Annotated in this window: 27 protein-coding genes; 21 read left to right on the top strand and 6 right to left on the bottom strand. The window is 56.6% G+C overall.

The features are described 5' to 3' along the window. Positions 1 to 177 precede the first annotated feature (177 nt). The 19 genes from rsmD (at position 178) to NTX71_10760 (ending at position 17,533) form a co-directional block, all read left to right on the top strand. Positions 178 to 768, top strand: coding sequence for a 16S rRNA (guanine(966)-N(2))-methyltransferase RsmD (gene rsmD, locus NTX71_10850; protein ID MCX6340394.1), 591 nt, complete (start codon positions 178 to 180; stop codon positions 766 to 768). Beyond that, positions 765 to 1,259 carry a pantetheine-phosphate adenylyltransferase gene (coaD, locus tag NTX71_10845; GenBank protein MCX6340393.1) on the top strand — a complete coding sequence of 165 codons (495 nt, stop codon included), beginning with the start codon at positions 765 to 767 and terminating at the stop codon, positions 1,257 to 1,259. Before rsmD ends, coaD begins: the two co-directional genes overlap by 4 nt. A gap of 90 nt (positions 1,260 to 1,349) precedes the next feature. Continuing rightward, entirely contained in the window at positions 1,350 to 1,829 is a 480-nt protein-coding gene (locus NTX71_10840) for a DUF177 domain-containing protein (GenBank protein ID MCX6340392.1), read from the top strand. Continuing rightward, positions 1,826 to 2,008 carry a 50S ribosomal protein L32 gene (gene rpmF / locus NTX71_10835; GenBank protein MCX6340391.1) on the top strand — a complete coding sequence of 61 codons (183 nt, stop codon included), beginning with the start codon at positions 1,826 to 1,828 and terminating at the stop codon, positions 2,006 to 2,008. Before NTX71_10840 ends, rpmF begins: the two co-directional genes overlap by 4 nt. Before the next feature lie 3 nt (positions 2,009 to 2,011). Beyond that, the gene (gene plsX / locus NTX71_10830) at positions 2,012 to 3,022 is read left to right on the top strand and encodes a phosphate acyltransferase PlsX (GenBank protein MCX6340390.1); all 1,011 of its coding nucleotides are present in this window, start codon (positions 2,012 to 2,014) and stop codon (positions 3,020 to 3,022) included. 39 nt (positions 3,023 to 3,061) lie between these two features. Next, the gene (locus NTX71_10825) at positions 3,062 to 4,048 is read left to right on the top strand and encodes a ketoacyl-ACP synthase III (GenBank protein MCX6340389.1); all 987 of its coding nucleotides are present in this window, start codon (positions 3,062 to 3,064) and stop codon (positions 4,046 to 4,048) included. A gap of 151 nt (positions 4,049 to 4,199) precedes the next feature. After that, positions 4,200 to 5,171, top strand: coding sequence for an ACP S-malonyltransferase (fabD, locus tag NTX71_10820; GenBank protein ID MCX6340388.1), 972 nt, complete (start codon positions 4,200 to 4,202; stop codon positions 5,169 to 5,171). Beyond that, entirely contained in the window at positions 5,171 to 5,908 is a 738-nt protein-coding gene (gene fabG, locus NTX71_10815; protein MCX6340387.1) for a 3-oxoacyl-[acyl-carrier-protein] reductase, read from the top strand. The genes fabD and fabG (NTX71_10815) overlap by 1 nt, the downstream gene beginning before the upstream one ends. Positions 5,909 to 5,959: 51 nt before the next feature. Then, positions 5,960 to 6,205 carry an acyl carrier protein gene (locus NTX71_10810; GenBank protein MCX6340386.1) on the top strand — a complete coding sequence of 82 codons (246 nt, stop codon included), beginning with the start codon at positions 5,960 to 5,962 and terminating at the stop codon, positions 6,203 to 6,205. Between the two features lie 34 nt (positions 6,206 to 6,239). Beyond that, positions 6,240 to 7,478: a beta-ketoacyl-ACP synthase II gene (gene fabF / locus NTX71_10805; GenBank protein ID MCX6340385.1), complete on the top strand. Its 1,239-nt coding sequence runs from the start codon at positions 6,240 to 6,242 to the stop codon at positions 7,476 to 7,478. 115 nt (positions 7,479 to 7,593) lie between these two features. Beyond that, entirely contained in the window at positions 7,594 to 8,754 is a 1,161-nt protein-coding gene (locus NTX71_10800; protein MCX6340384.1) for an acyl-CoA dehydrogenase family protein, read from the top strand. Positions 8,755 to 8,869: 115 nt separating this feature from the next. After that, positions 8,870 to 9,655 carry an electron transfer flavoprotein subunit beta/FixA family protein gene (locus tag NTX71_10795; protein ID MCX6340383.1) on the top strand — a complete coding sequence of 262 codons (786 nt, stop codon included), beginning with the start codon at positions 8,870 to 8,872 and terminating at the stop codon, positions 9,653 to 9,655. Positions 9,656 to 9,841: 186 nt separating this feature from the next. Continuing rightward, positions 9,842 to 11,047, top strand: a complete 1,206-nt coding sequence (locus NTX71_10790) for an electron transfer flavoprotein subunit alpha (GenBank protein ID MCX6340382.1) — start codon at positions 9,842 to 9,844, stop codon at positions 11,045 to 11,047. A 78-nt stretch (positions 11,048 to 11,125) separates the two neighbouring features. Continuing rightward, on the top strand, positions 11,126 to 14,713 hold the full coding sequence (gene smc / locus NTX71_10785; protein MCX6340381.1) for a chromosome segregation protein SMC: 3,588 nt from the start codon (positions 11,126 to 11,128) through the stop codon (positions 14,711 to 14,713). A gap of 104 nt (positions 14,714 to 14,817) precedes the next feature. Further along, complete coding sequence (locus NTX71_10780) at positions 14,818 to 15,300, top strand: beta-hydroxyacyl-ACP dehydratase (protein MCX6340380.1); 483 nt, start codon at positions 14,818 to 14,820, stop codon at positions 15,298 to 15,300. Between the two features lie 111 nt (positions 15,301 to 15,411). Beyond that, the gene (gene fabG / locus NTX71_10775; protein MCX6340379.1) at positions 15,412 to 16,173 is read left to right on the top strand and encodes a 3-oxoacyl-ACP reductase FabG; all 762 of its coding nucleotides are present in this window, start codon (positions 15,412 to 15,414) and stop codon (positions 16,171 to 16,173) included. Positions 16,174 to 16,202: 29 nt separating this feature from the next. Beyond that, positions 16,203 to 16,586, top strand: a complete 384-nt coding sequence (locus NTX71_10770) for an acyl carrier protein (GenBank protein ID MCX6340378.1) — start codon at positions 16,203 to 16,205, stop codon at positions 16,584 to 16,586. Then, the gene (locus tag NTX71_10765; GenBank protein MCX6340377.1) at positions 16,564 to 16,995 is read left to right on the top strand and encodes a 4'-phosphopantetheinyl transferase superfamily protein; all 432 of its coding nucleotides are present in this window, start codon (positions 16,564 to 16,566) and stop codon (positions 16,993 to 16,995) included. Before NTX71_10770 ends, NTX71_10765 begins: the two co-directional genes overlap by 23 nt. Positions 16,996 to 17,077: 82 nt before the next feature. Then, entirely contained in the window at positions 17,078 to 17,533 is a 456-nt protein-coding gene (locus NTX71_10760) for a beta-hydroxyacyl-ACP dehydratase (GenBank protein MCX6340376.1), read from the top strand. Between the two features lie 92 nt (positions 17,534 to 17,625). Here NTX71_10760 and NTX71_10755 read toward each other — a convergent pair whose 3' ends face one another. Together NTX71_10755 and NTX71_10750 are read right to left on the bottom strand one after the other, a co-directional pair. Continuing rightward, entirely contained in the window at positions 17,626 to 18,021 is a 396-nt protein-coding gene (locus tag NTX71_10755) for a helix-hairpin-helix domain-containing protein (GenBank protein ID MCX6340375.1), read from the bottom strand. 273 nt (positions 18,022 to 18,294) lie between these two features. Further along, positions 18,295 to 19,602, bottom strand: coding sequence for a thymidine phosphorylase (locus NTX71_10750; GenBank protein ID MCX6340374.1), 1,308 nt, complete (start codon positions 19,600 to 19,602; stop codon positions 18,295 to 18,297). A gap of 561 nt (positions 19,603 to 20,163) precedes the next feature. Between NTX71_10750 and NTX71_10745 the strand changes: the two genes are divergently transcribed. Next, positions 20,164 to 20,370: a cold-shock protein gene (locus NTX71_10745; GenBank protein ID MCX6340373.1), complete on the top strand. Its 207-nt coding sequence runs from the start codon at positions 20,164 to 20,166 to the stop codon at positions 20,368 to 20,370. A gap of 174 nt (positions 20,371 to 20,544) precedes the next feature. Continuing rightward, positions 20,545 to 20,733 (top strand): NAD-binding protein, encoded by a 189-nt coding sequence (locus NTX71_10740; protein ID MCX6340372.1) that lies wholly within the window; start codon positions 20,545 to 20,547, stop codon positions 20,731 to 20,733. Between the two features lie 138 nt (positions 20,734 to 20,871). Here NTX71_10740 and NTX71_10735 read toward each other — a convergent pair whose 3' ends face one another. The 4 genes from NTX71_10735 to NTX71_10720 all read right to left on the bottom strand — a co-directional run bounded on the left by NTX71_10735 (position 20,872) and on the right by NTX71_10720 (position 23,649). Further along, on the bottom strand, positions 20,872 to 21,135 hold the full coding sequence (locus NTX71_10735) for a hypothetical protein (GenBank protein MCX6340371.1): 264 nt from the start codon (positions 21,133 to 21,135) through the stop codon (positions 20,872 to 20,874). A gap of 470 nt (positions 21,136 to 21,605) precedes the next feature. Continuing rightward, positions 21,606 to 21,947, bottom strand: a complete 342-nt coding sequence (locus NTX71_10730; protein MCX6340370.1) for a hypothetical protein — start codon at positions 21,945 to 21,947, stop codon at positions 21,606 to 21,608. Positions 21,948 to 22,166: 219 nt separating this feature from the next. Next, positions 22,167 to 22,391, bottom strand: a complete 225-nt coding sequence (locus NTX71_10725; protein MCX6340369.1) for a hypothetical protein — start codon at positions 22,389 to 22,391, stop codon at positions 22,167 to 22,169. 154 nt (positions 22,392 to 22,545) lie between these two features. Then, positions 22,546 to 23,649 (bottom strand): NAD(P)/FAD-dependent oxidoreductase, encoded by a 1,104-nt coding sequence (locus NTX71_10720; protein ID MCX6340368.1) that lies wholly within the window; start codon positions 23,647 to 23,649, stop codon positions 22,546 to 22,548. Positions 23,650 to 23,937: the final 288 nt, after the last annotated feature.

Genomic DNA, 23,937 nt, shown 5'->3' with positions numbered 1-23,937 from the left:
GGATCCCGCTAAGCGGGACGGATTATGACGGATATTCACAGATGAAAAGAAAGCTTCATCTGCGGCCATCCGTGTGGTTATCCGTGAAAATCCGTGGCGAACATCATTTACCGTTACCCCTGCAAAACTGACCCATTACCTTAATTCTTACTGCTTATTCGTTGGGATTTATTTACTATGGTTCGGATCATCGCAGGCATATTTAAGAGCAGGAAGCTGCGTGCGCCTCGCTCACACGCTGTCCGACCGACGGCTGACAGGGTCAAAGAGGCGCTCTTTCAGATCATTGCTTCATCCCTCGATGGGGCCTCGGTGCTGGATCTTTACGCGGGGAGCGGAAACCTCGGCCTCGAGGCGCTTTCGCGCGGGGCGGAGCGGTGCTGGTTTGTCGAGCGCGCGCCCGCGTGCTGCGCAGTGATCAGAAAAAACATCGAGCGGCTGGGGGTCGGCGCGCGCACCCGGGTGATGCGCATCGAGTGCACCCGGGCGGTGAGGCTCCTCAGCGCGAGGGGCGAGCGGTTCAGCCTTGTGCTGGCGGATCCTCCCTACCATACGTCGAAAGAGGGAGAGAGCGAATTCAGAAAGATATTGCGCGCCCTGGAAAGGTATGGTACGTTTGCGCCGCACGCCATGGTTGTCATCGAACATTTTAGAAGCGACCAGCCGCCGCATGATCTCACGCGGCTCACTCTTAAGATGCAGCGACGTTACGGTGACACGGCGCTGTCCTTTTTTGATGTGGTGAGCGAAGGTGAGGAAACATTATGACTCTCGCGATTTATCCAGGGAGTTTCGACCCCGTCAGCTATGGCCACGTCGATGTGATGGAGCGGGCATTGAAGGTATTCGGCCGTTTGATCGTGGCAGTGGCCATCAACTCGGAGAAACATCCCCTCTTTTCAGTCGATGAACGGCTCGAGATGCTGAGGACAATCGCCGTGGGCATGAAGGGGGTTGAGGTTGACAGCTTCAGCGGTTTGCTTGTTGACTACGCGAAGAAGCGGGGCGCGAAGATCATCATCAGGGGATTGAGGGCGCTCTCTGATTTTGAATACGAATTCCAGATGGCACTCACCAATCGAAAGATCTGCAGCGATATCGAAACGGTGTTCCTCATGCCGAGCGAGCAATACTCCTATCTCAGTTCCAGGATGATAAAAGAAATCGCCGGCCTCGGTGGGGACGTCACTGCTTTTGTCCCGGACATTGTTACGGCAATACTCAGAAAGCATGGTCGAGAGTCGAGGGTTGGGGGTTGAGCGGCAGTGTGGCGCCACGACATATACATATATAACGAAGCGCGCGCAACCTCGAACACTCACCCTTTACCCTCATAGCGGAAGATACCTATGGGGCTCATCATCGAGATCCGGAAAATACCGCCTGGGGGGGTGCGCCTCAGCGGCACCCTCAGCCCCGATGAGCTCGATCTGGTGTTTGAGGGGGCTACACTTGCGGGGGGGCTGGCGTATGATCTTGGCGTGGAGGTGGTGAGTGGGGAGCTTATCGTGAGAGGGCGGCTGCGCATGGCTGCCGAACTCACCTGTTCGCGGTGCCTGAGAATTTTCGGGACTGAAATCCGCGTGGATCGCTTCAGCTTCAGCCGACACGTGAAGGAACTGGAGATAATCGACTTGACGGAGAATCTCAGAGGGGATATTATAATCGCCCTGCCCATCAAGCCGCTCTGCGCGCAGAGGTGCAGGGGGATATGCGCACACTGCGGCAACGATCTTAACCTGGAGCGCTGTTCGTGCGCGCCCGGAAGTGGCGACGCACGGTGGAGCGCTCTTGAGGAGCTCAAGCTCCCTCCGGAGAACAAGAAATGACGACACCTAAAAGAAAGCAGTCGAAGAGTCGCACGCGTAAACGGAGGGCTCACCAGCGGCTCGATTGCGCCGTTCCGGGACTCTGCCCTCAGTGCCATCAGCCGAAACCAATACACCGCGCATGCCCCCACTGCGGCTACTACAGGGGTAAAAAGGTGATGTCGGTAAAGGAAGAGTAGAACGTGAAAATCGCGATTGATGCAATGGGGGGCGACCACGCCCCGCGCGCCGTCGTCCAGGGCGCGCTTGAGGCGATTGAGGCGAAGCCCGATCGGGAGATTATCCTCGTCGGCAGGGAGGATGAGCTTCGTGCGCAGGTCAAAAAGCTCGGGAAACCTGAACTCCTGGCCAACGTATCTTTCGTGCACGCCTCTGAGGTAATCGGGATGGGGGAAGAACCGCTCAGCGGGCTGAGGAAAAAGAAACATTCTTCCATCGGCGAGGCGGCCAATCTAGTGAAACGGGGCGAGGCCGGGGCGATGGTCTCAGCGGGCAATACCGGGGCAGTGGTGATGGCGACGAAACTCAAGTGGCGTTTTCTCAAGGGGATTGAGCGGCCGGGGATTGCGACCTACCTTCCCACCCCGTGGGGCGTCTCGCTGCTCATCGATGCGGGCGCGAATATAGACTGCAAGCCGGTACACCTTCTCGGGTTCGCGATCATGGGAGATGCATTCGCCCGCTTGATCCAGAAAAAGCAAAATCCGAAGGTCGGCCTCCTGAGTATCGGATCCGAGCGGACCAAGGGGGACGCGCTGGTCAGGGAAACATTCGAACTCCTCGAGCGCGCGAAACTCAATTTCATCGGCAATGTCGAGGGCAGGGATGTCTACGGTTACAAGGTGGATGTGGTCGTTTCCGACGGTTTCGTGGGCAACGTGGTGCTCAAGTGCACGGAAGGGCTTGCCTGGGCGATGATGAAGATGATTAAAGAAGAGGTGAGAAAAAATCTCTGGAATAAGATCGGCGGCTTGATTCTCAAGGGATCCTTCGCGAGCATTGCCCGGAGGGGCGATTACACGGAATACGGGGGAGCCCCGTTGCTCGGGGTGAACGGGAATTGCATCATCTGTCACGGGAGTTCTAATGCCAAGGCGATCCGGAATGCCATTCGTGTCGCCGAGAGCTTTGTGCAACACGGCGTGAATGAGTACATCATGCAGCGGACCACTGAGAGCTGCGCGACACAGTGATTGTAGGAGTTGCACGCCCATGTATACAGAGGCAGTGCGATGAGTCATGCGAAGGTCGGCATTATCGGATGTGGATCCTATCTGCCGGAAAAGATACTGAGTAATGCAGATCTGGAGAAGATGGTTGATACCACTGACCAGTGGATCGTCGAGAGGACAGGTATCAATATCCGGCATATCGCTCGTGAGGATCAGGCCACCTCAGACCTCGCGATCGAGGCTTCCCGCAGGGCTCTCACCGACAGCGGGTTGAGCGCGAGCGCGCTTGATCTGATCATCGTCGCGACGGTTACCCCCGATATGGCTTTCCCCTCCACCTCATGTATTGTCCAGAAACATTTAGGAGCGTTCGATGCCGCCTGTTTTGATCTGAACGCCGCCTGTACAGGCTGGCTCTACTCGCTGGATGTGGCGTGGCAGTGTATCAAGGCCGGGAGGTACCGTAACGCCCTCGTGATCGGAGCGGAAAAACTTACCGCGATCACCGACTGGCAGGACCGAAATACCTGTGTTCTTTTTGGCGATGGAGCCGGCGCGGCCATCCTCGGCCAGACGACAGACGGGAGCGAAATTATCTCGTCCTACCTCGGCGCTGACGGGCGCTGGGGCAATCTGTTGTACCTCCCCGGCGGCGGCTCCCGGACCCCGGCGTCCCACGAGACCGTTGACCAGCGCCTCCACTACCTGAAGATGGAGGGCAAGGAGGTATTCAAACAGGCGGTGAACGCTATGGTGCACGCAGCGGAGTCGGCACTCGAACGGGCCCGGATGAGCGCGGGAGAAGTCACCTACGTGATACCGCACCAGGCGAACCTGCGAATTATGCGCGCCGTCGCAAAGAAGATTGGTGTTCCCTTCGAAAAATTTTATATCACAGTTGATCACTGCGGCAATCTGTCCGCAGCCTCCATCCCCGTCGCGCTCGATGAAGCGATGAAACAGGCGAAGCTCGCGAAGGGCGATACGGTGCTCCTCGTCGCCTTCGGCGGAGGTTTCACGTGGGGCGCGATGGTGGTGAAAATGTAAAATCAAAACTTTAAATTTCAAACTTCAATATTTGAAATGAAAGGATGAGAAGTTCATCAGCAGAGGATATTTTAGATTTTGGAATTTGGAGTTTGGTATTTGTTTTGGAGTTTTGATTTTGAGGTTTGAATTTTTATAAGGGAGTGTTGCCATGTACGATTCGCACAAGATTGTTCTCCTCTTCCCCGGCCAGGGCTCTCAGGAGGTGGGGATGGGCGGTGCGATTGCGGAGCGATTCACCGATGCACGTAAAGTATTCGAAGAGGCAAACGAAATACTCGGGTTCGATATCAGAAAGCTCTGCGTCGAGGGCCCTGAGGCTGAACTCACGCTGACCAAGAACAGCCAGCCGGCGATATTCGTCACTGGTATCGCCTGCATTCGGGCGCTTCAGGAAGTTGCCGTAGACATGCCGCTCCCCATAGCAGCCGCTGGATTGAGCCTGGGAGAGTTCAGCGCCCATGTGGCGGCGGGTTCATTCTCATTTGCCGATGGATTGAGGCTTGTGCGACAGCGCGGGGAGGCCATGCAGGAGGCGTGCGACAGAGAGCCGAGCACCATGGCCTCGATCGTAGGGCTGGATCTGGATACGGTGAAGCAGATCTGCTCGCTCTTTCAGGATCGGGGTGTGCTTGACGTCGCAAACCTCAATTGCCCGGGTCAAATAGCGATTTCCGGGAGCGTGGAAGCGGTGAAGGCCGCGATGACGGAGGCGGAGAAGCGGGGCGCGCAGAAGGCCATGCAGCTCCAGGTGAGCGGCGCGTTCCATTCGCGTCTCATGAAGCCCGCTGAAGAAAGGCTCCGCCGGGCAGTGATGGAAACAAAGATCGTTGAGCCGAAGTACCCTGTGATCGCCAATGTGAGCGCGCTGCCGGTCACGCAACCCGGTGAAATTCGCGCGGCGCTCCTCAGGCAGTTGTGCTCACCGGTATTGTGGGAGAAGAGCGTGAGGTACCTCATCAGCCGGGGGGTGGCGTTTTTCATGGAAGTGGGCCACGGCAGGGTGCTCCGCGGTCTCATGCGCCGGATTGACAAGAGCCTAAAAGTGGTGAACGTGCAGGATCCGGACACCCTCGGGAAGGCGTTGGATGAACTCAAAGGCAGAGCGGGAGACGCACCATGATGCTCGAGAATAAGGTTGCCGTCGTGACGGGGGCTGCCCAGGGGATTGGGAGAGAGATCGCGCTCTGTTTCGCGCGGTCGGGGGCGGACGTCGCCATCTGCGATCGTGACGCCGAGCCGCTCACGAAGGTGCGTGATGAGATCACGGCGCTGGGGCGGCGCGCGTGTGCGCTCACTGCGGATGTGAGCAGCGCGGAGCAGGTTCACGATGCGGTAAACAAAATTATTGACTCTTTCGAACGGATTGATATACTCGTCAACAATGCCGGCATCGCGAGAGATAATTTTCTCCTGAGGATGAGCGAGGCAGACTGGGATGCCGTGATCGCGGTGAATCTGACGGGTGCGTTTCACTTCACCAAGGCTGTCGTCAAGCCGATGATGAAACGGCGCGCCGGAAAGATCATCAACATCGCCTCAGTTGTCGGATTAATTGGCAACGCGGGGCAGGCCAACTATGCGGCTTCAAAGGCTGGTGTGATAGGGTTGACGAAATCTATTGCCAGGGAGCTCGCGTCACGGGGGATCACCGCGAATGCGATAGCCCCCGGTTTTATTCAGACGCGGATGACCGAGGTGCTCCCGAATGGGATAAAGCAGAAGATGCTGGAGAGCATCCCGATGGGGCATTTTGGCACACCGTCAGATGTCGCGAGCGCAGCCCTGTTCCTCGCGAGCAGCCTTTCTGATTATATGACGGGACAGGTTCTCGTGGTGGATGGCGGCATGGTGATGTGAGCGTGGTCTGGTTCGCGATTTAAAGGCACTTATACAAGAGGAGGGTTGAACATGTCGGATATCGCACAGAGGGTAAAGGATATCGTGGTGGAGCAGCTCGGGGTCAATCCCGATGAGGTGACTCCCGATGCTTCTTTTATCGACGATCTGGGGGCGGATTCTCTCGATACTGTCGAGCTGGTGATGGCCCTCGAGGAAGAGTTCGACGCGGAGATTCCCGATGAGGATGCGGAGAATCTGAAGACCGTCGGTGAAGCCACTAAGTATATCGAGGAACATTGCCAGAAGCAGGAATAGGGAAACCTGAATCTCAGTCAAGGAGCAGGATAACGTGAGGCGGGTGGTCATTACAGGGGTGGGTGCACTTGCCCCTAACGGCAATAGCGCTCAAGAGATGTGGGAGTCTCTCTGCAAGGGGAGGAGCGGCATAGCCCGTATTAGTTCTTTTGATCCCTCTCTCTTCCCCACGCAAATCGGCGGCGAGGTGAAGGGGTTCGATCCGAAGGTATGGATCAATCCGAAGGAAGCCAGGCGGATGGATCGCTTCGTGCAGTTCGCCGTGGTGGTGGCAAAAATGGCCGTTGACAACGCCGGCCTTGATCTTCGGAAGGAAGACTTGCTCAGGATCGGTGTTGTTGTCGGGTCCGGCATCGGGGGCATCAGCACCATTGAGGAACAGCATACCTTGATGGTCACCAAAGGCCCTCAGCGCATTTCGCCCTTCTTTATCCCCATGCTCATCGTCAACATGGCGCCGGGGATGATCGCCATGCAACTCGGGGTCAAAGGCCCCAACTGCTGCATCGTCTCCGCATGCGCCTCTGCCGCGCATAGCATCGGTGAGGCATCGCTCATGATCAAATTCGGTGATGCTGATGTGATGATCGCCGGCGGGACCGAGGCGGCAGTGACCCCCCTTAGCATCGCGGGTTTCTGCGCCCTGAAAGCGCTCTCGACGAGGAATGACGCTCCCGAGAAGGCGAGCAGGCCTTTTGACAAGGAACGGGACGGATTCGTCATGTCCGAGGGGGCGGGAGTCGTCATTCTCGAGGAGCTGGAGCACGCCAGGAAAAGGGATGCGCGCATCTATGCCGAGCTGATCGGCTACGGCTCAACCGCCGATGCCTACCATATGACCGCCCCCGCGCCCGGAGGCGAGGGAGCGGCAGCGTGCATGAGAATGGCCGTTAAAAATGCGGGGGTTAACCCTGACGGCATCGACTATATCAATGCGCATGGCACCTCCACGAACCTCAATGACAAGTATGAGACCATGGCGATCAAGGATGTTTTTAGAGATCATGCCAAAAAGCTGGCGGTGAGCTCCAACAAATCAATGTTCGGGCACCTCCTGGGCGCCGCGGGGGGAGTTGAGCTCATCAGCACCGTGTTCACCCTCACACATGGCATTATTCCACCCACCATCAACTATGAGTACCCCGATCCGGAGTGCGATCTGGATTATGTGCCCAATACCGCGCGGGAACAGAGCGTCAGGGTTGCCATGTCCAATTCGTTCGGATTCGGCGGTCACAATTCCTCACTCGTGGTCCGGAAGTTTGAAGGCTAGTGGGGGGTGTGCGCCACAGTATCCTGCCTCTCAGCGGAGGATCGCTTCTCATTCTGTTTTTCCTCATCACGTGTGTGTGAGCAATGTCTGATTGTTTGACTATGGAGAATGCGCCATGAACTACTTCCTCACAGAGGAGCAGCAATTCATCAAGGAGATCGCGGCGAAGATCGCCAGAGAAAAAATCCTGCCCCGTCGGGCCGAGCTGGATGAATCTCAGGAGTTCCCCTGGGATATCGTGAAGGTCATCGCCGAGTCAAATCTTTTCGGGATATACATCGAGGAACAATACGGCGGGACGGGAGGCGGGGTGCTGGACCTCTGCATCGCGGTTGAGGAGCTCAGCCGGGTGTGCGGCGGGATTGCCCTCTGCCTCGCCGCAACAGCCCTGGGAACCTTCCCCCTGATCCTCTTCGGGAGCGAGTCCCAGAAGAAGAAATATCTGCCGAATATCGCTGAGGGGAAGAGCATCGTCGCTTTTGCCCTCACGGAATCGAACGCGGGGAGCGATGCGGGCGCGATTCAGACGACCGCCCGCAAGGACGGCGACAGCTACGTGCTGAACGGGACGAAGCAGTGGATCACCAACGGCGGGGAGGCCGCCGTGTACACGGTGGTCGCCATGACCGATAAAGCGCGCGGCAGCCGCGGCGCGAGCGCGTTCATCGTGGAAAAGGGAATGCCCGGTTTTGAGTTTGGCAAGAAAGAGAACAAGATGGGTATCAGGGCCTCGGCGACGCGCGAGCTCGTTTTCCAGGACTGCCGCGTTCCCGCGGGAAACCTCCTCGGCAAGGAGGGGCAGGGGTTCATCGTCGCCATGAAGACCTTCGACGCGTCGAGGCCGGGAGTCGCGGCGCAGGCGGTGGGCATCGCCCAGGGGGCGCTCGACGAGGCGGTGACCTACGCGCGGCAGAGGGAACAGTTCGGCAAGCCGATCATCTCATTCCAGGGGATACAGTTCATGCTCGCGGACATGGCCACCCAGATCGAGGCGGCCCGCTCCCTCGTCTACGCCGTCGCCCGCGCCGTAGACCGCGGCGAGAAAAGGATCGCCAAGGAATCGGCGATGGCCAAGCTCTTTGCGTCGGATGTGGCGATGCGGGTCACGGTCGATGCCGTGCAGGTCCTCGGCGGGTACGGCTACATGAAAGAGTATCCGGTGGAGAAGATGATGCGCGACGCGAAGATCACGCAGATTTACGAGGGGACGAACCAGATCCAGCGCACGATCATCGCCTCTCACCTGGTCAAGGAGGAAGCGGCAAGGAGAGAATAGAAGAAAATCAAAAGTCGAAAGTAAAAAGGCAAAACCAAAACTTAAAACTTAAAAAGATTTTCACTTTTGAATTGTGGTTTTGACTTTTGCGTTTTTACTTTCGAGTTTACACGTTATGGAAATCATCGTCTGTATCAAACAGGTGCCTGATACCACCGCGGTGAGGATAGACCCCGAGACGCGGACGCTCGTCCGTGAGGGGGTGCCGAGCATCGTGAATCCGTTTGACATGTACGCCATCGAGGAGGGGCTCCGCCTCAGGGAGAAGCATGGCGGCAGGGTCACCGTCCTCACCATGGGCCCCCCGCAGGCGGAGGCGGCGCTGCGTGAGGCGATATCGCTCGGGGTGGATGAGGCGGTTCACCTGTGTGACGCCGCGTTCAAGGGTTCGGACACCCTCGCCACATCGCATGCCCTCGCCGCGGGTATTAAGAAAATAGGGACATTTGACCTCATCATATGCGGCAAGCAGGCAAGCGACGGTGACACGGCCCAGGTCGGGCCCGGAATCGCGGTCCAGCTCGATCTGCCGCAGGTCGTGTTCGTGCGCAAGATCGTTGAAATGTGGGAGGGGCGCCTCACCGCGGAGCGGATAACGGAAGAGGGATTCGATCTGGTGGAGACGCCGCTGCCGGCCGTGGTGACGGTGGTGAAAGAGATCAACGAGCCCCGGCTGCCATCCCTCAGGGGCAAGATGAAAGCCAAAAAGGCGGAGATCCGCACGTGGGGGGTACAGGAGCTCGGTGTTGATCCTGGACGGGTTGGACTGGAGGGGTCGCCGACCTGGGTAGAAAAGGTCTTCAGCCCGCCCCAGCGTGAGGCGGGCCAGATCTGGCATGGGGAGGCGGCCGATCTCGTGAAGCGGCTCGTGGGTGAACTGGAGAAGCTGAAGATAGTGTAATTGTTCACCACGGAGGCACGGAGAGCACGGAGCGATAATGAGGAGAACAAAGGTAATGTTTTGTTTCCATAAAGAGTGAGAGAACCGAAAAAGATAAACGAGGGTGATTTAATCTTGATCGCTTTTTGTGGAAATTAAGTTGCTCCGTGTCCTCCGTGGTGTAAAACTAGCATGTAACGGTGAATCATGGCATGGTTGGAGGTAGTAGCCGAGAAGTGCGTTGGGTGCGGGGCGTGCCTCAAGGCCTGCCCCTATGACGCGCTCGAGCTCGAGGATAAGCTCGCGGTGGTCAAGGAAAGCTGCACGCTCTGCGGGGCGTGCATCGATTCATGCCCCTACGAGGCCCTCGTGTTGAGAAAAACCGTGCCGGGGGCCGGCGATGGATTGAGCGGGTATAAGGGTGTGCTCGTTGTGGCGGAACAGAAGCGGGGTGTGGTACAGAGTGTCTCCTACGAACTGCTGGGGATAGGGCGGACGCTGGCGGAGGATACGGGCGGCGCGCTCAGTGCGGTGCTCATCGGCAAGGATGTCGCGCAGCAGGCGAAGCGCCTGGTCGCCTACGGGGCCGATAGGGTTATTCTTGCACAGTCTGAGAAGCTGGAATCCTTCAATGACGAGGCGTACGCGAACGTACTCTGCCGCATAATCAGGGAGCAGAAACCGGAGATCGTCATCGCGGGCGCTACCTGTATCGGGCGTTCGCTCATCCCGCGTGTGGCGGTGGAGCTCAAAACGGGGCTCACGGCGGACTGCACCGGTCTAGAGATCCAGCAGGAGACCGGCCATCTTGCGCAGACGCGTCCCGCCTTCGGCGGAAACATAATGGCGACAATCCTCTGCAATCGCCACCGGCCGCAGATGGCAACCGTCCGCCATAAAGTGATGAGGGCGCTCCCCCCCGATGAGGGACGCACCGGCGAGATCATCCAGATTCAGCCTCGCGAAGAGGAGCTCAGGAGCCGCAGCACGGTGCTCAAGAGCGTCGAGGAGGCCCTGGAGACGATCAACATCGCTGAGGCGGACACCATCGTTTCCGGCGGGCGCGGGATGCGCGGTCCGGAAAATTTTTCCATCCTGTTTGATCTCGCCAAGGCGCTGGGAGGAGCGGTCGGGGCCTCACGCTCCGCGGTGGACGCAGGGTGGGTTCCCTATGCCTACCAGGTCGGGCAGACGGGAAAAACCGTGCAGCCAAAGCTGTACATTGCCTGTGGAATCTCCGGAGCCATCCAGCACCTCGTGGGGATGCAATCCTCGGATATGATCATCGCGATCAATAAAGATGCGGAAGCTCCGATTTTTAAGGTGGCCACGTACGGGCTGATCGGAGATCTTTTTGAGATTGTCCCCCGCCTCACCAAAGAGATTAACGCCCGCAGGCTAACAACAGTTTAGGGTTGAAAGTGTAAGGCCAGAGGGCAACGGTGCTTTCAACTTTCGACTTTAAACTTTAAACTTTCGGCTGTTTTTATTATGTACTTCAAATCCCTCGAACTGGTCGGATTTAAATCCTTCGCTGAGAAGACCCGCTTTGACTTCGAACCGGGGGTTACGGCGATCGTGGGCCCCAATGGCTGTGGGAAGAGCAACGTCGCTGACGCGATCCGGTGGGTCATGGGTGAACAGAACGCGAGATTGCTCAGGGGGCTCAGGATGGAGGACGTCATCTTCAGCGGGACCGACCAGCGCAAACCCCTCGGCCTCGCGGAGGTTTCTCTCACGCTCTCCGGCATCGATAAGCGACTCCCCGTAGACTACAGCGAGATCACGATTACCCGCAGCGTGGTCAGGTCGGGCGAGGGTCAGTACTTTATCAACAAGAATCCCTGCCGTCTCAAAGATATTGACGATCTCTTCATGGGGACCGGGATAGGCCTGAGTGCGTACTCGATCATCGAACAGGGGAAAATGGACATGGTGCTCAGCTCAAAGCCTGAAGACCGGCGATTCATCTTTGAGGAGGCTGCGGGGATTACCAAGTATAAAGAAAAAAAGAGAGAAGCACTCCGCAAGCTCGAGTCGACGGAGGAAAACCTTCTCCGATTGAGCGACATCATCAAGGAGGTGAGGAGGCAGCTCGCCTCCGTCGAGCGGCAGGCGGCCAGGGCGCGGAGGGCAAAGGAGGTCGGAGATGCGCTCAAGGGGCTCGAGATCCAGTTCGGCGCGAAGCGCCTTTCGGACATTGACCTGAAGATCCGGGGAACCGAAGGATCGCGCGACTCGGCGAAGCGGCGGGAGGAGGAGATCCGGAAGCGCATTGAGGAGTTCGAAGCCGAGCAGGTTTCTCTCAGGGAGCACCTCCACTCGATTGACCGGGAGCTCGGCACGGTGCAGGCGCGGCGCGCGGGGGTCAGCGGCAGCATCGAGCACAACCGCAGTCGGATCGAGACAAACGAGCGGTTGATCCAGGAGCTTGGGGAAAATGAGGAGCTCTACGGGAGAGAGATTGAGGAACTCAACGGGGCGCTCCAGGCGCTGCGAAAAGAGGAAGGGGATCTGAGGGGGGCGCTTGAAGAAGCGGCGCGTGGGTACCAGAGCGCGAGCGCCGATCTCGAGGCGGCGATGGGCGAGCTCGAGCGGGTCAGAAACAATCTGCGCGAGGGTGAGGCGGAAGAAAACCGGCGGAGGGCCGAACTCATCGATATCATCAACCTCAGCTCGCGGTGCAAGAATGAACTTGCGAGCAGCACGCTCAATTCCAAGAACGCCACGCTCCGTGCCACGCGGCTGCAGGTCGAGGAGCGGGAACTCGCGGAAAAGATTGAACTGGCGGGGAAGGAGTCCCAGGGAAAACAGGCCAGCCGGAGGGGGCTGGAGGCCGCGCGAGCGGCTGCGGCAAAGGAACTGGAGCGCGCGCAGGAGCGCATGCGCGACGCGCGACGAGCCGAAGTTGAAATGGGCGAGGAGCGGCTGAAGAACGAGAAGGCCCTCGCGCACGCGGAATCGCAGCGTGAGCTCCTCGAGCGGTACAGGGATGCCCGCGAGGGATTTCCCGAGGGTGTTCGGATCATCATGCGCGAGGTGAACCGTGGCGGGGGAGCGCTCGAGGGCATCATGGGGGTGGTGGCGGAAAAAATACGCGCTCACCCAGGTTACGAACTGGCTCTGGAAGCAGCGCTGAGCCACGCGCTGCGATGTATCATCGCACGCTCGATGGAAGACGTGTGTGCGGCGATCTCGTTCTTGAAGGGGAGCGCTGATGCCTCTTTCCTCCCCATTGCCGAGCTCCTCGACAGCCCTCCTGCGGAGGCGCCTCATGGGGAAGGGCTGCGGGGGAGCGCGCTTGATTTTGTGGCGGTCGATGACGATTTTATCACTGTCGCGAGGTATCTCCTCAGGGACATCTATGTTGTTTCCACCTTTGACGATGCCCTGAGAATCCTCGGGGTGTGTTGTCCCGGTGTGAAGCTCGCCACATGTTCAGGAGAGCTGCTCGTTGCGCGCGGGCAGGTGAGCGTGCGCAACCGCACACGCGGGGCATTGCCCATTGTCACAAGGGAGCACGAGATCGAACAGGTACGGGCGCAGGTTGAGTCGCTCCGCGCGCGCAGCGCTGAAACCCATTGCCGGGCGGAAGAACTTGAAAAGAGCCGGCGTGAGCTGGAATGCACGCTCGCGAGCGCCGGCGAGAAGCTGCATCGGAGCGAGATCGAACTCGCAGAGGCACGGACAGAGGAGCTGCGTACGACCGCGGTTCTCGAACATCTTGAGGGCGAACGTGTGGCGGCGAAGGAAGAGGCTGCTGAGATCGAGGCGGTACAGCGGGAATCATCGCTCACGCGGCAGCATCTCGGGAAAGAGATTGCCGCCAATGAGAAGAGAGAGGCGGATACACAGGAGGCGCTGGGATCCCAGCAGCGGGCGCTGGATGCCTACGCAAAGGAGCAGGAGGAGCTCCAGGTGTCGGTGACCGAATTGAAGATGCTCCTCGCCGCGGCGCGTGAAAAAGAGAATAGTCGGCGCGCAAACCTCGAACGGGTGACGAGGGAGATCGAGAAGACAGGGGATCTCCTCAAGACCAGGGAGGACCAGAAGCTCAGAGCGGCTTCCCGCCGCCGCGAGCTCGCTGCGGAAATAGAAACACTGCGCGGTGAGGTCGAATCGCTTATCGATGAAAGAGTAACGACAGATACAGATGCACAGCAGCGGGAAGAAAAGAAGGCAGCCGCGTACCAGCGGCAGACACAGATTGACGAACTGCTCAAGGAGCAAGTATCATCGCTTAACGACATTAAAGATGAGATCTCGCGGCTCGAGGTGGCACTGGCCGAAGACGGGGCGGCGCGCAGGGGTATCATTGAGAGGATCAGCGAACAGTATGGGGAGGATCTGACCAGTGCCGGGATCGACCAGCAGATCAGCGACTGGACTGAGGTAGCGGGGACAATCGCCCAGCTGAAAGAGAAGCTCGCGCGTATCGGGCCTGTCAATATGGTCGCCATCGATGAGCACAAGGAGCTCGAAGATCGCTTGAAATACCTCACCGACCAGGAGCATGACCTGCTCACCGCAAAAGATTCGCTGGCGAAGGCAATTGCCAAGATGAATGTCGAGACGACGCGGATGTTCACGACGACGTTCGAGGCGATCAGGGCGAACTTCAAAGAGATTTTTAAGGAGCTCTTCAACGGGGGCAACACCGATCTGATTCTGGAGGCGGGGGTGAACATTCTTGAGGCGGGGGTGAACATCGTCGCCCGCCCCCCCGGGAAGAATCTGCAGAACATCTCCCTTCTCTCCGGCGGGGAGAAAGCCCTGACCGCAATCGCGCTGCTGTTCGCGATCTTCAAGGTGCGGCCGAGCCCCTTCTGTGTCCTGGACGAGATTGATGCGCCGCTGGACGAGTCGAATATCAATCGTTTCCTGGCGCTCATTGGTCACTTCTTGAAAGAGTCTCAGTTCATTATCGTGACTCATAACAAGCGCACCATCAGCATGGCGGACGTGATGTACGGTATCACCATGGAGGAGTCCGGTGTTTCAAAGGTGGTATCGGTGAAATTTGGCAAGGGGCACGGGAAGAAAAGGGCAGATGATACAGTGCAAATGACAAAGCACTAATGACAAATACCGGAATCCAAATGACAAATACCAAAGGACAAATGACAAAACCGTGGCGAAGTAAATTATTTTGTCATTTGGTATTTGTCATTTGAGAGGTTTTTATGTTTTTCTCCATGATCGACCGCATTGTAAGTTACGAGAAGGGAAAGCACATTACGGCCCTCAAGACACTGTCGCTCTGCGAGGGGTACCTGGCTGATCATTTCCCGGCGTTTCCGATCATGCCGGGGGTGCTGATGCTTGAGGCGTTGGCACAGGCGGGTGCGTGGCTGCTGCGGTTGAGCGAGGGATTTTCGCACTCGGTCTTTCTCCTGCGCGAAGTGAGAGCGGTGCGCTATGGCAGCGTGGTAAGGCCGGGAGACGAGCTGCGGCTTGAGGTTGCCGTTGTGAATCGCAGCGGGAATGGTGTCGTCTTCAAGGGCAGCGGGAAGGTGAAGGGCCGGAACGCCGTGGTAGGCCGGTTCGTCCTCAAGTCTCAGCCCTTGAGCGAGTTATGTCCTCGCCTGAATGAGGTTGACGAGAAAATATCACGCTTCTTCGAGGGGCGTCTCGCGGCCCTCATGGAGTGCGAGAGAAAGCTTTAAGGCGCTTCAACAGGGGGTGCACGAGGGGAAAGAGACCTCTGTATAGCTTCTGCTCTTTTGGGAATATATATTACCGTTTATGGAAATGGAGACTTCCTTTTGGGGCCTTTGATGGAAGCCGAATTCAAGAACAAGGTAGTGGTGGTCACCGGAGGATCCAGAGGGATAGGGAAGGCGATTGCCCTGGCATTCGCTGAGCGCGCCGCTTCAGTGGCGCTTGTATACGAAAAAAATCACGACGCCGCGCGCCGCACGCTGGAGGAAATTAAAACGAGGGGATCTCGCGGGATGGCGCTCTGCTGCGATATCGGCGCGTGGAAATCGGTCAATGACGCGGTGGCGAAGATCAAGGATCAGCTGGGGGAAATTGATATCCTGATCAACTGTGCCGGCCTCGTGAGAGATTCCCTTCTCGCCTCAATGCCCGTCGAAGATTGGCGCGCAGTGGTGGAAACAAACCTCACCGGCGCGTTCCATTGCATGAAAGCAGTGGTCGAAGGGATGGTGCTGAGACGGACGGGGAGGATCATCAATATATCATCCATCTCAGGGAATTGCGGGGGAAGGGGGCAGGCGAACTATGCCGCATCAAAGGCGGGTCTCAATGCCCTCACGCGCGCCGCTGCCCTGGAACTCGCCCCCAAAAATATCACCGTGAACGCCGTGGCGCCGGGGATGGTGATCACGGACATGAGCGCGACGGTGAGGGGGCTCGCGGGCGATGGGCTCAAAAAATCCATCCCCATGCGCCGCTTCGCGGTGCCGGAGGATATCGTCGGGATAGTCCTCTTTCTGGCTTCTCCCGCAGCCTCGTACATCACGGGACAAGTAATAGATGTAGACGGTGGACTGGGCTCTGCGGTAAAATACTGACGCTTGTTTTGCAATTTCAGGAGGCGACAATGGCGAATCAGAACGAGGTGTATGAAAAGGTCAAAACCTGTATGGTGGAGGCGCTTGGCGTTGATGAAGAGGAAATCAAGCCCGAGGCGAGAATCATGGACGACCTCGGCGCCGAATCAATCGACTTTCTTGACATTGTCTTCAGGCTGGAAAAGGCCTTCGGTATCAAAATACCCCGTGGAGGGCTTTTCCCTGACAACATCCTCGCCAATAGCACCTTTGTGAAAGACGGGAAAGTCACCGCGCAGGGGCTAGAGGAACTCAGGAAGCGCATGCCGTACGCGAATCTCGCCGCGTTTGAAAAAGACCCCCGCGTAAGCAATTTTTCGAGCCTTTTCACCGTTGATCTCATCAACCGTTATGTCGCGAACGTGCTCAAGTGAGCTTGTCGCCATTGGCATTGATGTTGTAGAGATCAGCAAGGTGCGCACGCTGCTTTCTTACGGACCGCTACGGCTGAATCGTGTATTTGGTCCTCCTGAACTCGCGAGAGCCGGGAATGCGCGGAGTGCAGCTCCCCTCAATGCCAGCCGATGCCTCATCAGGAGAATGGCATGCGCGTTTGCAGTAAAAGAGGCCGTTTTTAAATCACTGGGAAGAGGATGGGGCCAGGGGATGAGATGGAGCGAGGTGTGCGCCACGAGGGGAGAGAACGGCCGGTGGTCAGTAACCCTGCGCGGTCAGGCTCTCCAAAGGCTGAGGACATTGGGCGGTTCCCGCGTGGAAGCCTGCGTGTCCACGGCGGGGAACCACACCATCGCACAGGCATTCATATGGGGAAATTCAAAATAACAGCCAGGATTAAGGATTAAGCACTAAGCAGTAAGAAATAAGTGCTTACTACTTAATCCTTACCATGTAATCCTGTCATTTTATGCGCTGGATCCACATTGACGATATACTCGAGCTCAAGGAGGGGGAGTACGCCAGGGCGGTAAAAACAGTCCCCTCCAACGCGGACTACCTTGAGTACCACTATCCCGGCTTCCCGATCATGCCGCACAGCCTCCTCATAGAATCAATGGCGCAGACCGCCGGCATCCTCGTCGGGAAGAGCGTCAATTTCAAAAGAGATGTCATCCTCGCCAAGATCGACAGCGCGGAATTTTTCGCGATCACCCGCCCCGGCGACAGGCTCATTATCCACGCCGGAGTGGAAGAGCTGCGCGAGGAAGGGGCGAGCGTGGAGTGCCTCATAAGCTGCGGGGAGAGAGCGGTTGCGCGGAGCCGCCTGATGTTCGCAATACTCACTGAAAAAGGCGCAGAGATGCTCGGCGCGAAAAACTTTGTATTCCCGACGGGACTACTCTCGCGATTTAAGTTACAGTGATGTTCTCGCGCGACCTCGTCGTGAGCGTATGCGTAGAGAAGAAAAAAGGGGAACCCTTGCGGGTTCCCCTTTTGTGCTAAAGCGGGAAGAACTTATTCCGTCTTCGGCATCTCCTCTTTCGGCATCTCCGGCGCAGCCTCTTTCGGCTCAACCTTCTTCTCCGGCTCTGCCTTCACTTCTGCTGCTGCGGGTGCTGCGGCTCCACTGCAGGTCAAATTAGGACGCCACTTTTCGAGCGTTTTGTCTCCCACACCGATCTTTTTTGTTTTAAGATCTTCAACGCTACTGTAGGGACGGTTGGAAATGATTTTTTCCGATTTCACTTCGCCGACCCCCGGGAGCCTCATTAACTCAGTCGCACTCGCTGTGTTAATGTCAATCTTCTCTCCCTCCTTGAGTGCTCCCTTTTTACCCTTAGCGTAGAGGGTCGAGCAGCACACCAAGGGCAGCGCCACCAGGAGTACCACCACTGCTGATAGCCACTTCATCTACACACCTCCTTTCCTAGATTGTGCAACTCTATCATTTCGGTCTTATGCGCGCAAGAGAAAAATAACGCCAAGAGTAGGTTATGAGAGGATTTAGTGCTGGATACCCGCCTGCCTGCGCGAAGCGCCCCGTCGCTAAAGCTCTGGAGCGTCAGCGACCGCTTCGGCATAGACAGGCTTTCGCGGGTATGACATATACTCTATCATACCCCCTAAGACTGAGGCATTGCCGCACCGCAATTGTCTCTGCGGCAGAGGGATGCATCGTTTGAATTATGGCTTTATCACTTTGTAGATCATCGGGGGCTTTTTCACGGCCTTTTCGCCTATCGTGAAGGCCTTTTCCAGGCGTTGTTTGATCGCTTCCATTTTCTTCCGGTCGTTGTAATGCACGGTGATGAGGCTTTCTCCCTTTTTCGCCCTGTCTCCGATCTTCTTATTGATAAGAAATCCCACCGCCATGTCTATCTTCGAATCCACGCTCTCCCTCCCCGCGCCAAGGGCCACGCTACATAGGCCTATTTCGAGGGCATTGACTGCGGTGATATAACCGTCCTTGGCGGCGGCAATCTCCTCCGTGTGCTGTGCAGTCGGGAGGATATCGGGATCATCCACGATTTCGGGGTCTCCGCCCTGCTGGGCCACCATCTGCCTGAACTTCTCAAGCCCCTTGCCGCTCATGAGATTCCCCTCGGCGATCCGGTATCCCTCTTCCGGCGTCTTTGCCGCGCCGCCGAATACCATCATCCAGCTCGCGAGACCGAGGACCAGTTCTTTCAGGTCGGCGGGGGGATGGCCTTCGAGCGCGGCGAGTGTCTCGCGGATTTCAAGTGCGTTGCCGACCGCGTAGCCGAGCGGCTGGTTCATGTCGGTGATGAGCGTCACCACATCCTTTTTCATGTTGTGCGCCACCGCGTTCATCGTACGTGCGAGCGTTTCCGCGGACTCCATTGTGCTCATAAACGCGCCCCCGCCGGTTTTGATGTCAAAGACGAACGCGTCTGGTCCCGCGGCGAGTTTCTTGCTCATGATGCTCCCGCAGATGAGGGGGATGCTGTCCACCGTCGCCGTGACATCGCGGAGCGCGTAGATCTTCTTATCGGCGGGAGCAAGACTCCTCGTCTGGCCGATGATTGCCAGCCCCACCGTCTTCACCGCCGCGACGAACTCGCTCTCGGTGAGATTCGTGCGGAAACCGGGGATCGATTCGAGCTTGTCGAGCGTGCCGCCGCTGTGGCCGAGGCCGCGCCCGCTCATCATGGGGATCGGGATGCCGCTCGCAGCCACCACCGGCGCGAGCACGAGGCTCGTCTTGTCTCCCACGCCGCCGGTGGAATGTTTGTCAACCGTCTTTTTCCCGATAGCGCTGAGATTTATAGTGTCTCCCGAGTGGAGCATTGCGAGCGTGAGAGCGGTGGTCTCCTGGGAGTCCATCCCGCGGATGAAGACCGCCATGAGGAATGCCGCCATCTGATAATCGGCGATGGTCCCCTTTGTGTACCCGGAGATCATGAATTCGATTTCCATGCTGTCGAGCGTGCGGCCGTCTCTCTTCTTGAGAATAATTTCATATGCTCTCATGGCGATTCACCTCTCTTGTATAAGTGAGCGTCGCGGGAAAACAGTATAGTCATTCCCGTGCCGTTCGTCAATGCGGAAAATGGGGGGGACATGGGGACATTCCCCAATTTTTACCACTGAACCTGCCTGCCGGCGGGCAGGGACACTGAATTCACTGAACACAACATTCTACGGTAGAGAAAATTACGAATACCAAGCGAAAAACTTTCTCAAATTAAAAAGTTTTGCACACTTGTAGTACGAAGGTCACGAAGAGAGAGGAATAGGCTTATTAACCTACTTTTTCTTCGTGCTATTCGTGGTGAGAACCGCGGGTGAAAAATGCAATTTTTCTATTGACGGGATTAATCGGTTTGATAAACTATCAGTTATTAAAGTTAGGGTATCGCCTTGGTTCAAATGGGGAGCGTAGCCTTTGACCGTGATGGTAGTACTCAACTCGCGGTCTTTTTTTTGAGCCAGGGCAAGGTAAGCCATGAAAACCTGCCTCGTGATACCTGGGGTTGCACGCGGGTGCATGACGGTAGGGAGTACAGGCTTGTAGGAAAGGAGCTGGTTGTAATGGCTAAGGGTACAGTAAAGTGGTTTAACGACCGCAAGGGCTATGGCTTCATCACGCCCGAGGAAGGTGAAGATTTGTTTGTGCACCACAGCTCAATTACCGGAGAGGGCTTCAAAACCCTCAACGAAGGTGAGGTTGTGGAATTTGACATCGCCCCTGGTCGTAAAGGCCAACAGGCAGTAAATGTTGTTCGACAGAAATCGTAACATTGAACTGGCGAATGAAGGCCCTGGTCTCGTCGTTGAGACCAGGGCTTTTTTTATGCGCGTGACAGGCGGGGCTGTGCGACAGGCAAGCGGCCCGGGTTTAGCAGAATAATCTCCAATTCGCTTAGCCTGAACTACTCATGAACAAACAATGAGTAACCGCGGACTCTCCTGATTGATAACCTCCGTCTCGTGAAGACCTGCCGCGCGCTCGCGCCGGAGGCGCAAATCGTCGCCATTGCCGATTCCCCCGGCCAGGTTGAGAAACTAAAGCACGCGGGAGCCACGGAGATCATCCTCCCGTATTCGATGATGGGTGAACACCTCGCCACATTCCTCGAGAATACAATCACCAGCCAGTAGCGATTCAGGTCCCCGCACATTCAAAAGTGGGCCTCTCTTTAAGAGAAAGCCCGGGCGCAGTTCGGTCTCCTGTGTTTTTAACGAGGCTCAATAATCCCATCTCCCTGGCTGCAGCCGATGGGAGTGCGGCTGGTATTCTCAGTGGATGTCAGGTGCTGGCCTGTTCTTGAGGATGCCGATGTCTCGGAAATGCGGACAGGGATAGTAGTCCCGGTTCATTATTTTGATAAATTCAGGCCGGTCGCTCCTGGGCAGGACATAAACCATTATGAAGTCAAGTAGCACGGGTCGCTGAGTGACAATATCGTTGAGATAATTGCACTCGGGAAGATCGAATCCCCACTTCTCTTTTACCTTATGCACCGTGGTGCCCACCCGGTTCTCGTAATCCACCATCGGCATGGCATAGAATGTTGGTCACGAGCCCAGAATAGCCGTCTCCAACTTTCCCCAATACAACAGTGAAAAGGATATTAAAACAGAGCTGAGAAAGAGAATACCCCATGACCGCGCTATAACCGATGATAAATACGACGCACCCGAGGAGGAGATTTATCAGGCGCTTCAGATTCAATTCAAGTGACGTGAGACTCTCAGCGGGGAATAGTACAAATACGCCACACAGCGGTATGAAGCGAGGGCTCGCGTAGAGCGCCGCGCCGAAGAACATACCGGAGAGAAAATCCTTTAAGGGATTTGTACGTTTTTTATACCATTCCTGAACCACCCTGTGGGCGAATCCATAGAATGAGCGAACCTGTGAAAAACATCAAGCCGGCGATTTCCGATCTTATTACAAACAACCTGGGGAATAAACAGGAAAAAAACGCAATGGTGAAAACACCTGACATGTTTCCCCAAAATAATCCGCCTTATGATGACCATCTCTTTGCGAGCGTCGTGAGACCATAAGCAAAGATGAGCGCGCTGATCACCACAAGCGCCCGGCCGTAATATAGAATTGAAGGGCCTGTCCCCCCGAGGAGGTAGTATGCCTTCAACAGATCCCATAGAAGGGGGTTATGATGCTGAAAGAAATCCCTGTACGGTCGTTTTCCTGCACACCCCATAAGCCAGGCGTCGTGCGCGTGTTCGGACTCGTCAAAGTTATCCCCCTGCTGCACGGCGAGGAAGACAACCCATAGGAGCATGAAGAGGATAAAAGCCCTTTTTGAGATGCCTTGCATGGAGACGGAGCGGATAGATGTGTTCATACGCCAGGGCAAAACATTTCTATATTATTCGTAGTTCATGGAGGGGCTATCGTATCAACCGGCAAACCGGCACGTCAGACTATAACAAATGTGAATTCCATTAAGAATAGAATAGTATTCGGCGATCATAAGCGATCGGATGGACGCGGCGGGACAAAATAAAAGAGGCTCTTTTGAAGAGCCTCTTTTACTGATGCGATATAGCTAAACCTTCAGAAGCTATTTCTTCTTTGGCGTGGCGTGCTTCTGCCATCCCTCGGTCTCGATTTCTTTGCGATACTGCTTCCAGACATCAGGATTCTCTTGTTTCTGAGCAAGTACCATATTCTTTCCGCAGCACTTCAGATCGCAATCTAATTCTTCGCATGCCTCAATGACGACGACCTTTATACCGCAACCGGCCTCGGGGCCGCACACCAGCACGTCTCCCTGCTTGATCTTCATAACACTACCTCCTTTACGGGGCCATATTATTAAAAGAGCAAGACTTTTTCAAGAGAAATCAACCAAAGAGAAATCAACCAGAAACCGCATGAATTTTAGCGTCAGAGCGCGGTATTTCCTTAATTAGCAACGGGTCTGTATGATACAATCTCAGTTATCTGAAGAGAGATGTGAGCATATCGCGGCTTAATATGCCATAGCTGAGCGAGCCGGAGAAAAATCGCTCCATAGCGCATTGGGCAAAAGGACGTTTCCTGATCAGTCTCACAGCGCGCTCGGTAAAGAATAGCATAAGTAGGTACCTCCTCAGGAAAAGCGCGGCACGGTGGCGCTTCTCAAGGAGTGCGGTGAGCATTCTCCCGTAATCCTCAGGATGGCCGTTCAGGAAGGCGGTGGCGAGGATCTCGGCTGATTTGATGGAAAAATATATTCCCTCCCTCGTGAGGGGATCCGCGACGCCCGCTGCGTCGCCGGCGAGCGCCCATCCGTTGCCGGACGGTGCGCCGGTATCGGGCGTGTAGGTCGGCACAAGGGCTGAATAGGGCGTTGAGTAGTCGAATCGATAGGCGGGGAATGCCCTGCCGAGCCACGACCGCAGTTCTCCGAGCAGTGTGTTCCTGTCGCTCCCGGCGAGCGGTGCGACGATCCCGGCGGAGGCAGAGCCAGTCCGCGAGAAAACCCAGGCATAGGCAGCCCTTCTCTTGAGGAAGCCGATGGTGATCCTCTCCTCATCAGGGGGTGTGAAATAGTATCCCGCGCAGAGGGAAAGCGAAGAGGTAGGGAGTCGAGCCGAGAGCGTGCGGCGCACAAGACTCCCCGCCCCATCGGCCCCGACCAGGAACGCGGCGTGGTATTCAGCAATATCCGTGCGTATGAGCCAGCCCCGCCCATTTCGCTGCAGTGAGCGCACCCTCTCGTTGAGTATGCGTACGCCCGAACGCCGCGCGCACTGACGGAGCTCCTCGTCAAAACTGGAGCGCGCAACGATTCCTATAGGCCTTGTGAGTTCAAGGTCGCAGGATACGCCATTGGGCGATATCAGTGTGATGCGGCAAATCTCCCTGCGGGGGAACGTCAATTCATTAAGCCACGGGAATTCGTCAAGCGTGCGCGCGGGGATCCCCCCGCCACAGTGTTTCTCCTCTCCCGGGGCATGGAAGAGGAGAGTCGGGAGTCCTCCGCGGGCGAGGAGGAATGCCAGCGACGAGCCGGCAGGGCCGGCGCCGATGATCGCGATAGGGTGGTGGGTGATGGCCATTGTGTCCGGTTCTTAGTGGATTGACCGAAGGAATTCCCTCGTTGCCTGAGGATGACACTATAGCATAATCTCGCGCATGGGGGCTGGACGAAAACCCGGGCCTGCGTAATAGGACAGAAGGTGTGAAAAAATCAGGAATTCCATCCCTTTCTGCGCACAATAGGCTGTAGGGGCTCATGTTTGACATGTGTGAGAATCACGCGCCGCCACTGGAGCGTTATAAAAATAGCATCGCTTTGTAATGTCATCTCCGCGCCGGAGCTTGTTACAGTAAAATGATGACAATGA

It is taken from the genome of Candidatus Auribacterota bacterium (genome assembly GCA_026392035.1).
GTDB lineage: Bacteria > Auribacterota > Tritonobacteria > UBA1439 > UBA1439 > JAPLCX01.
Note: the sequence above shows the minus strand (reverse complement) of the source record. Positions and strands in the feature narration are given on the sequence as shown.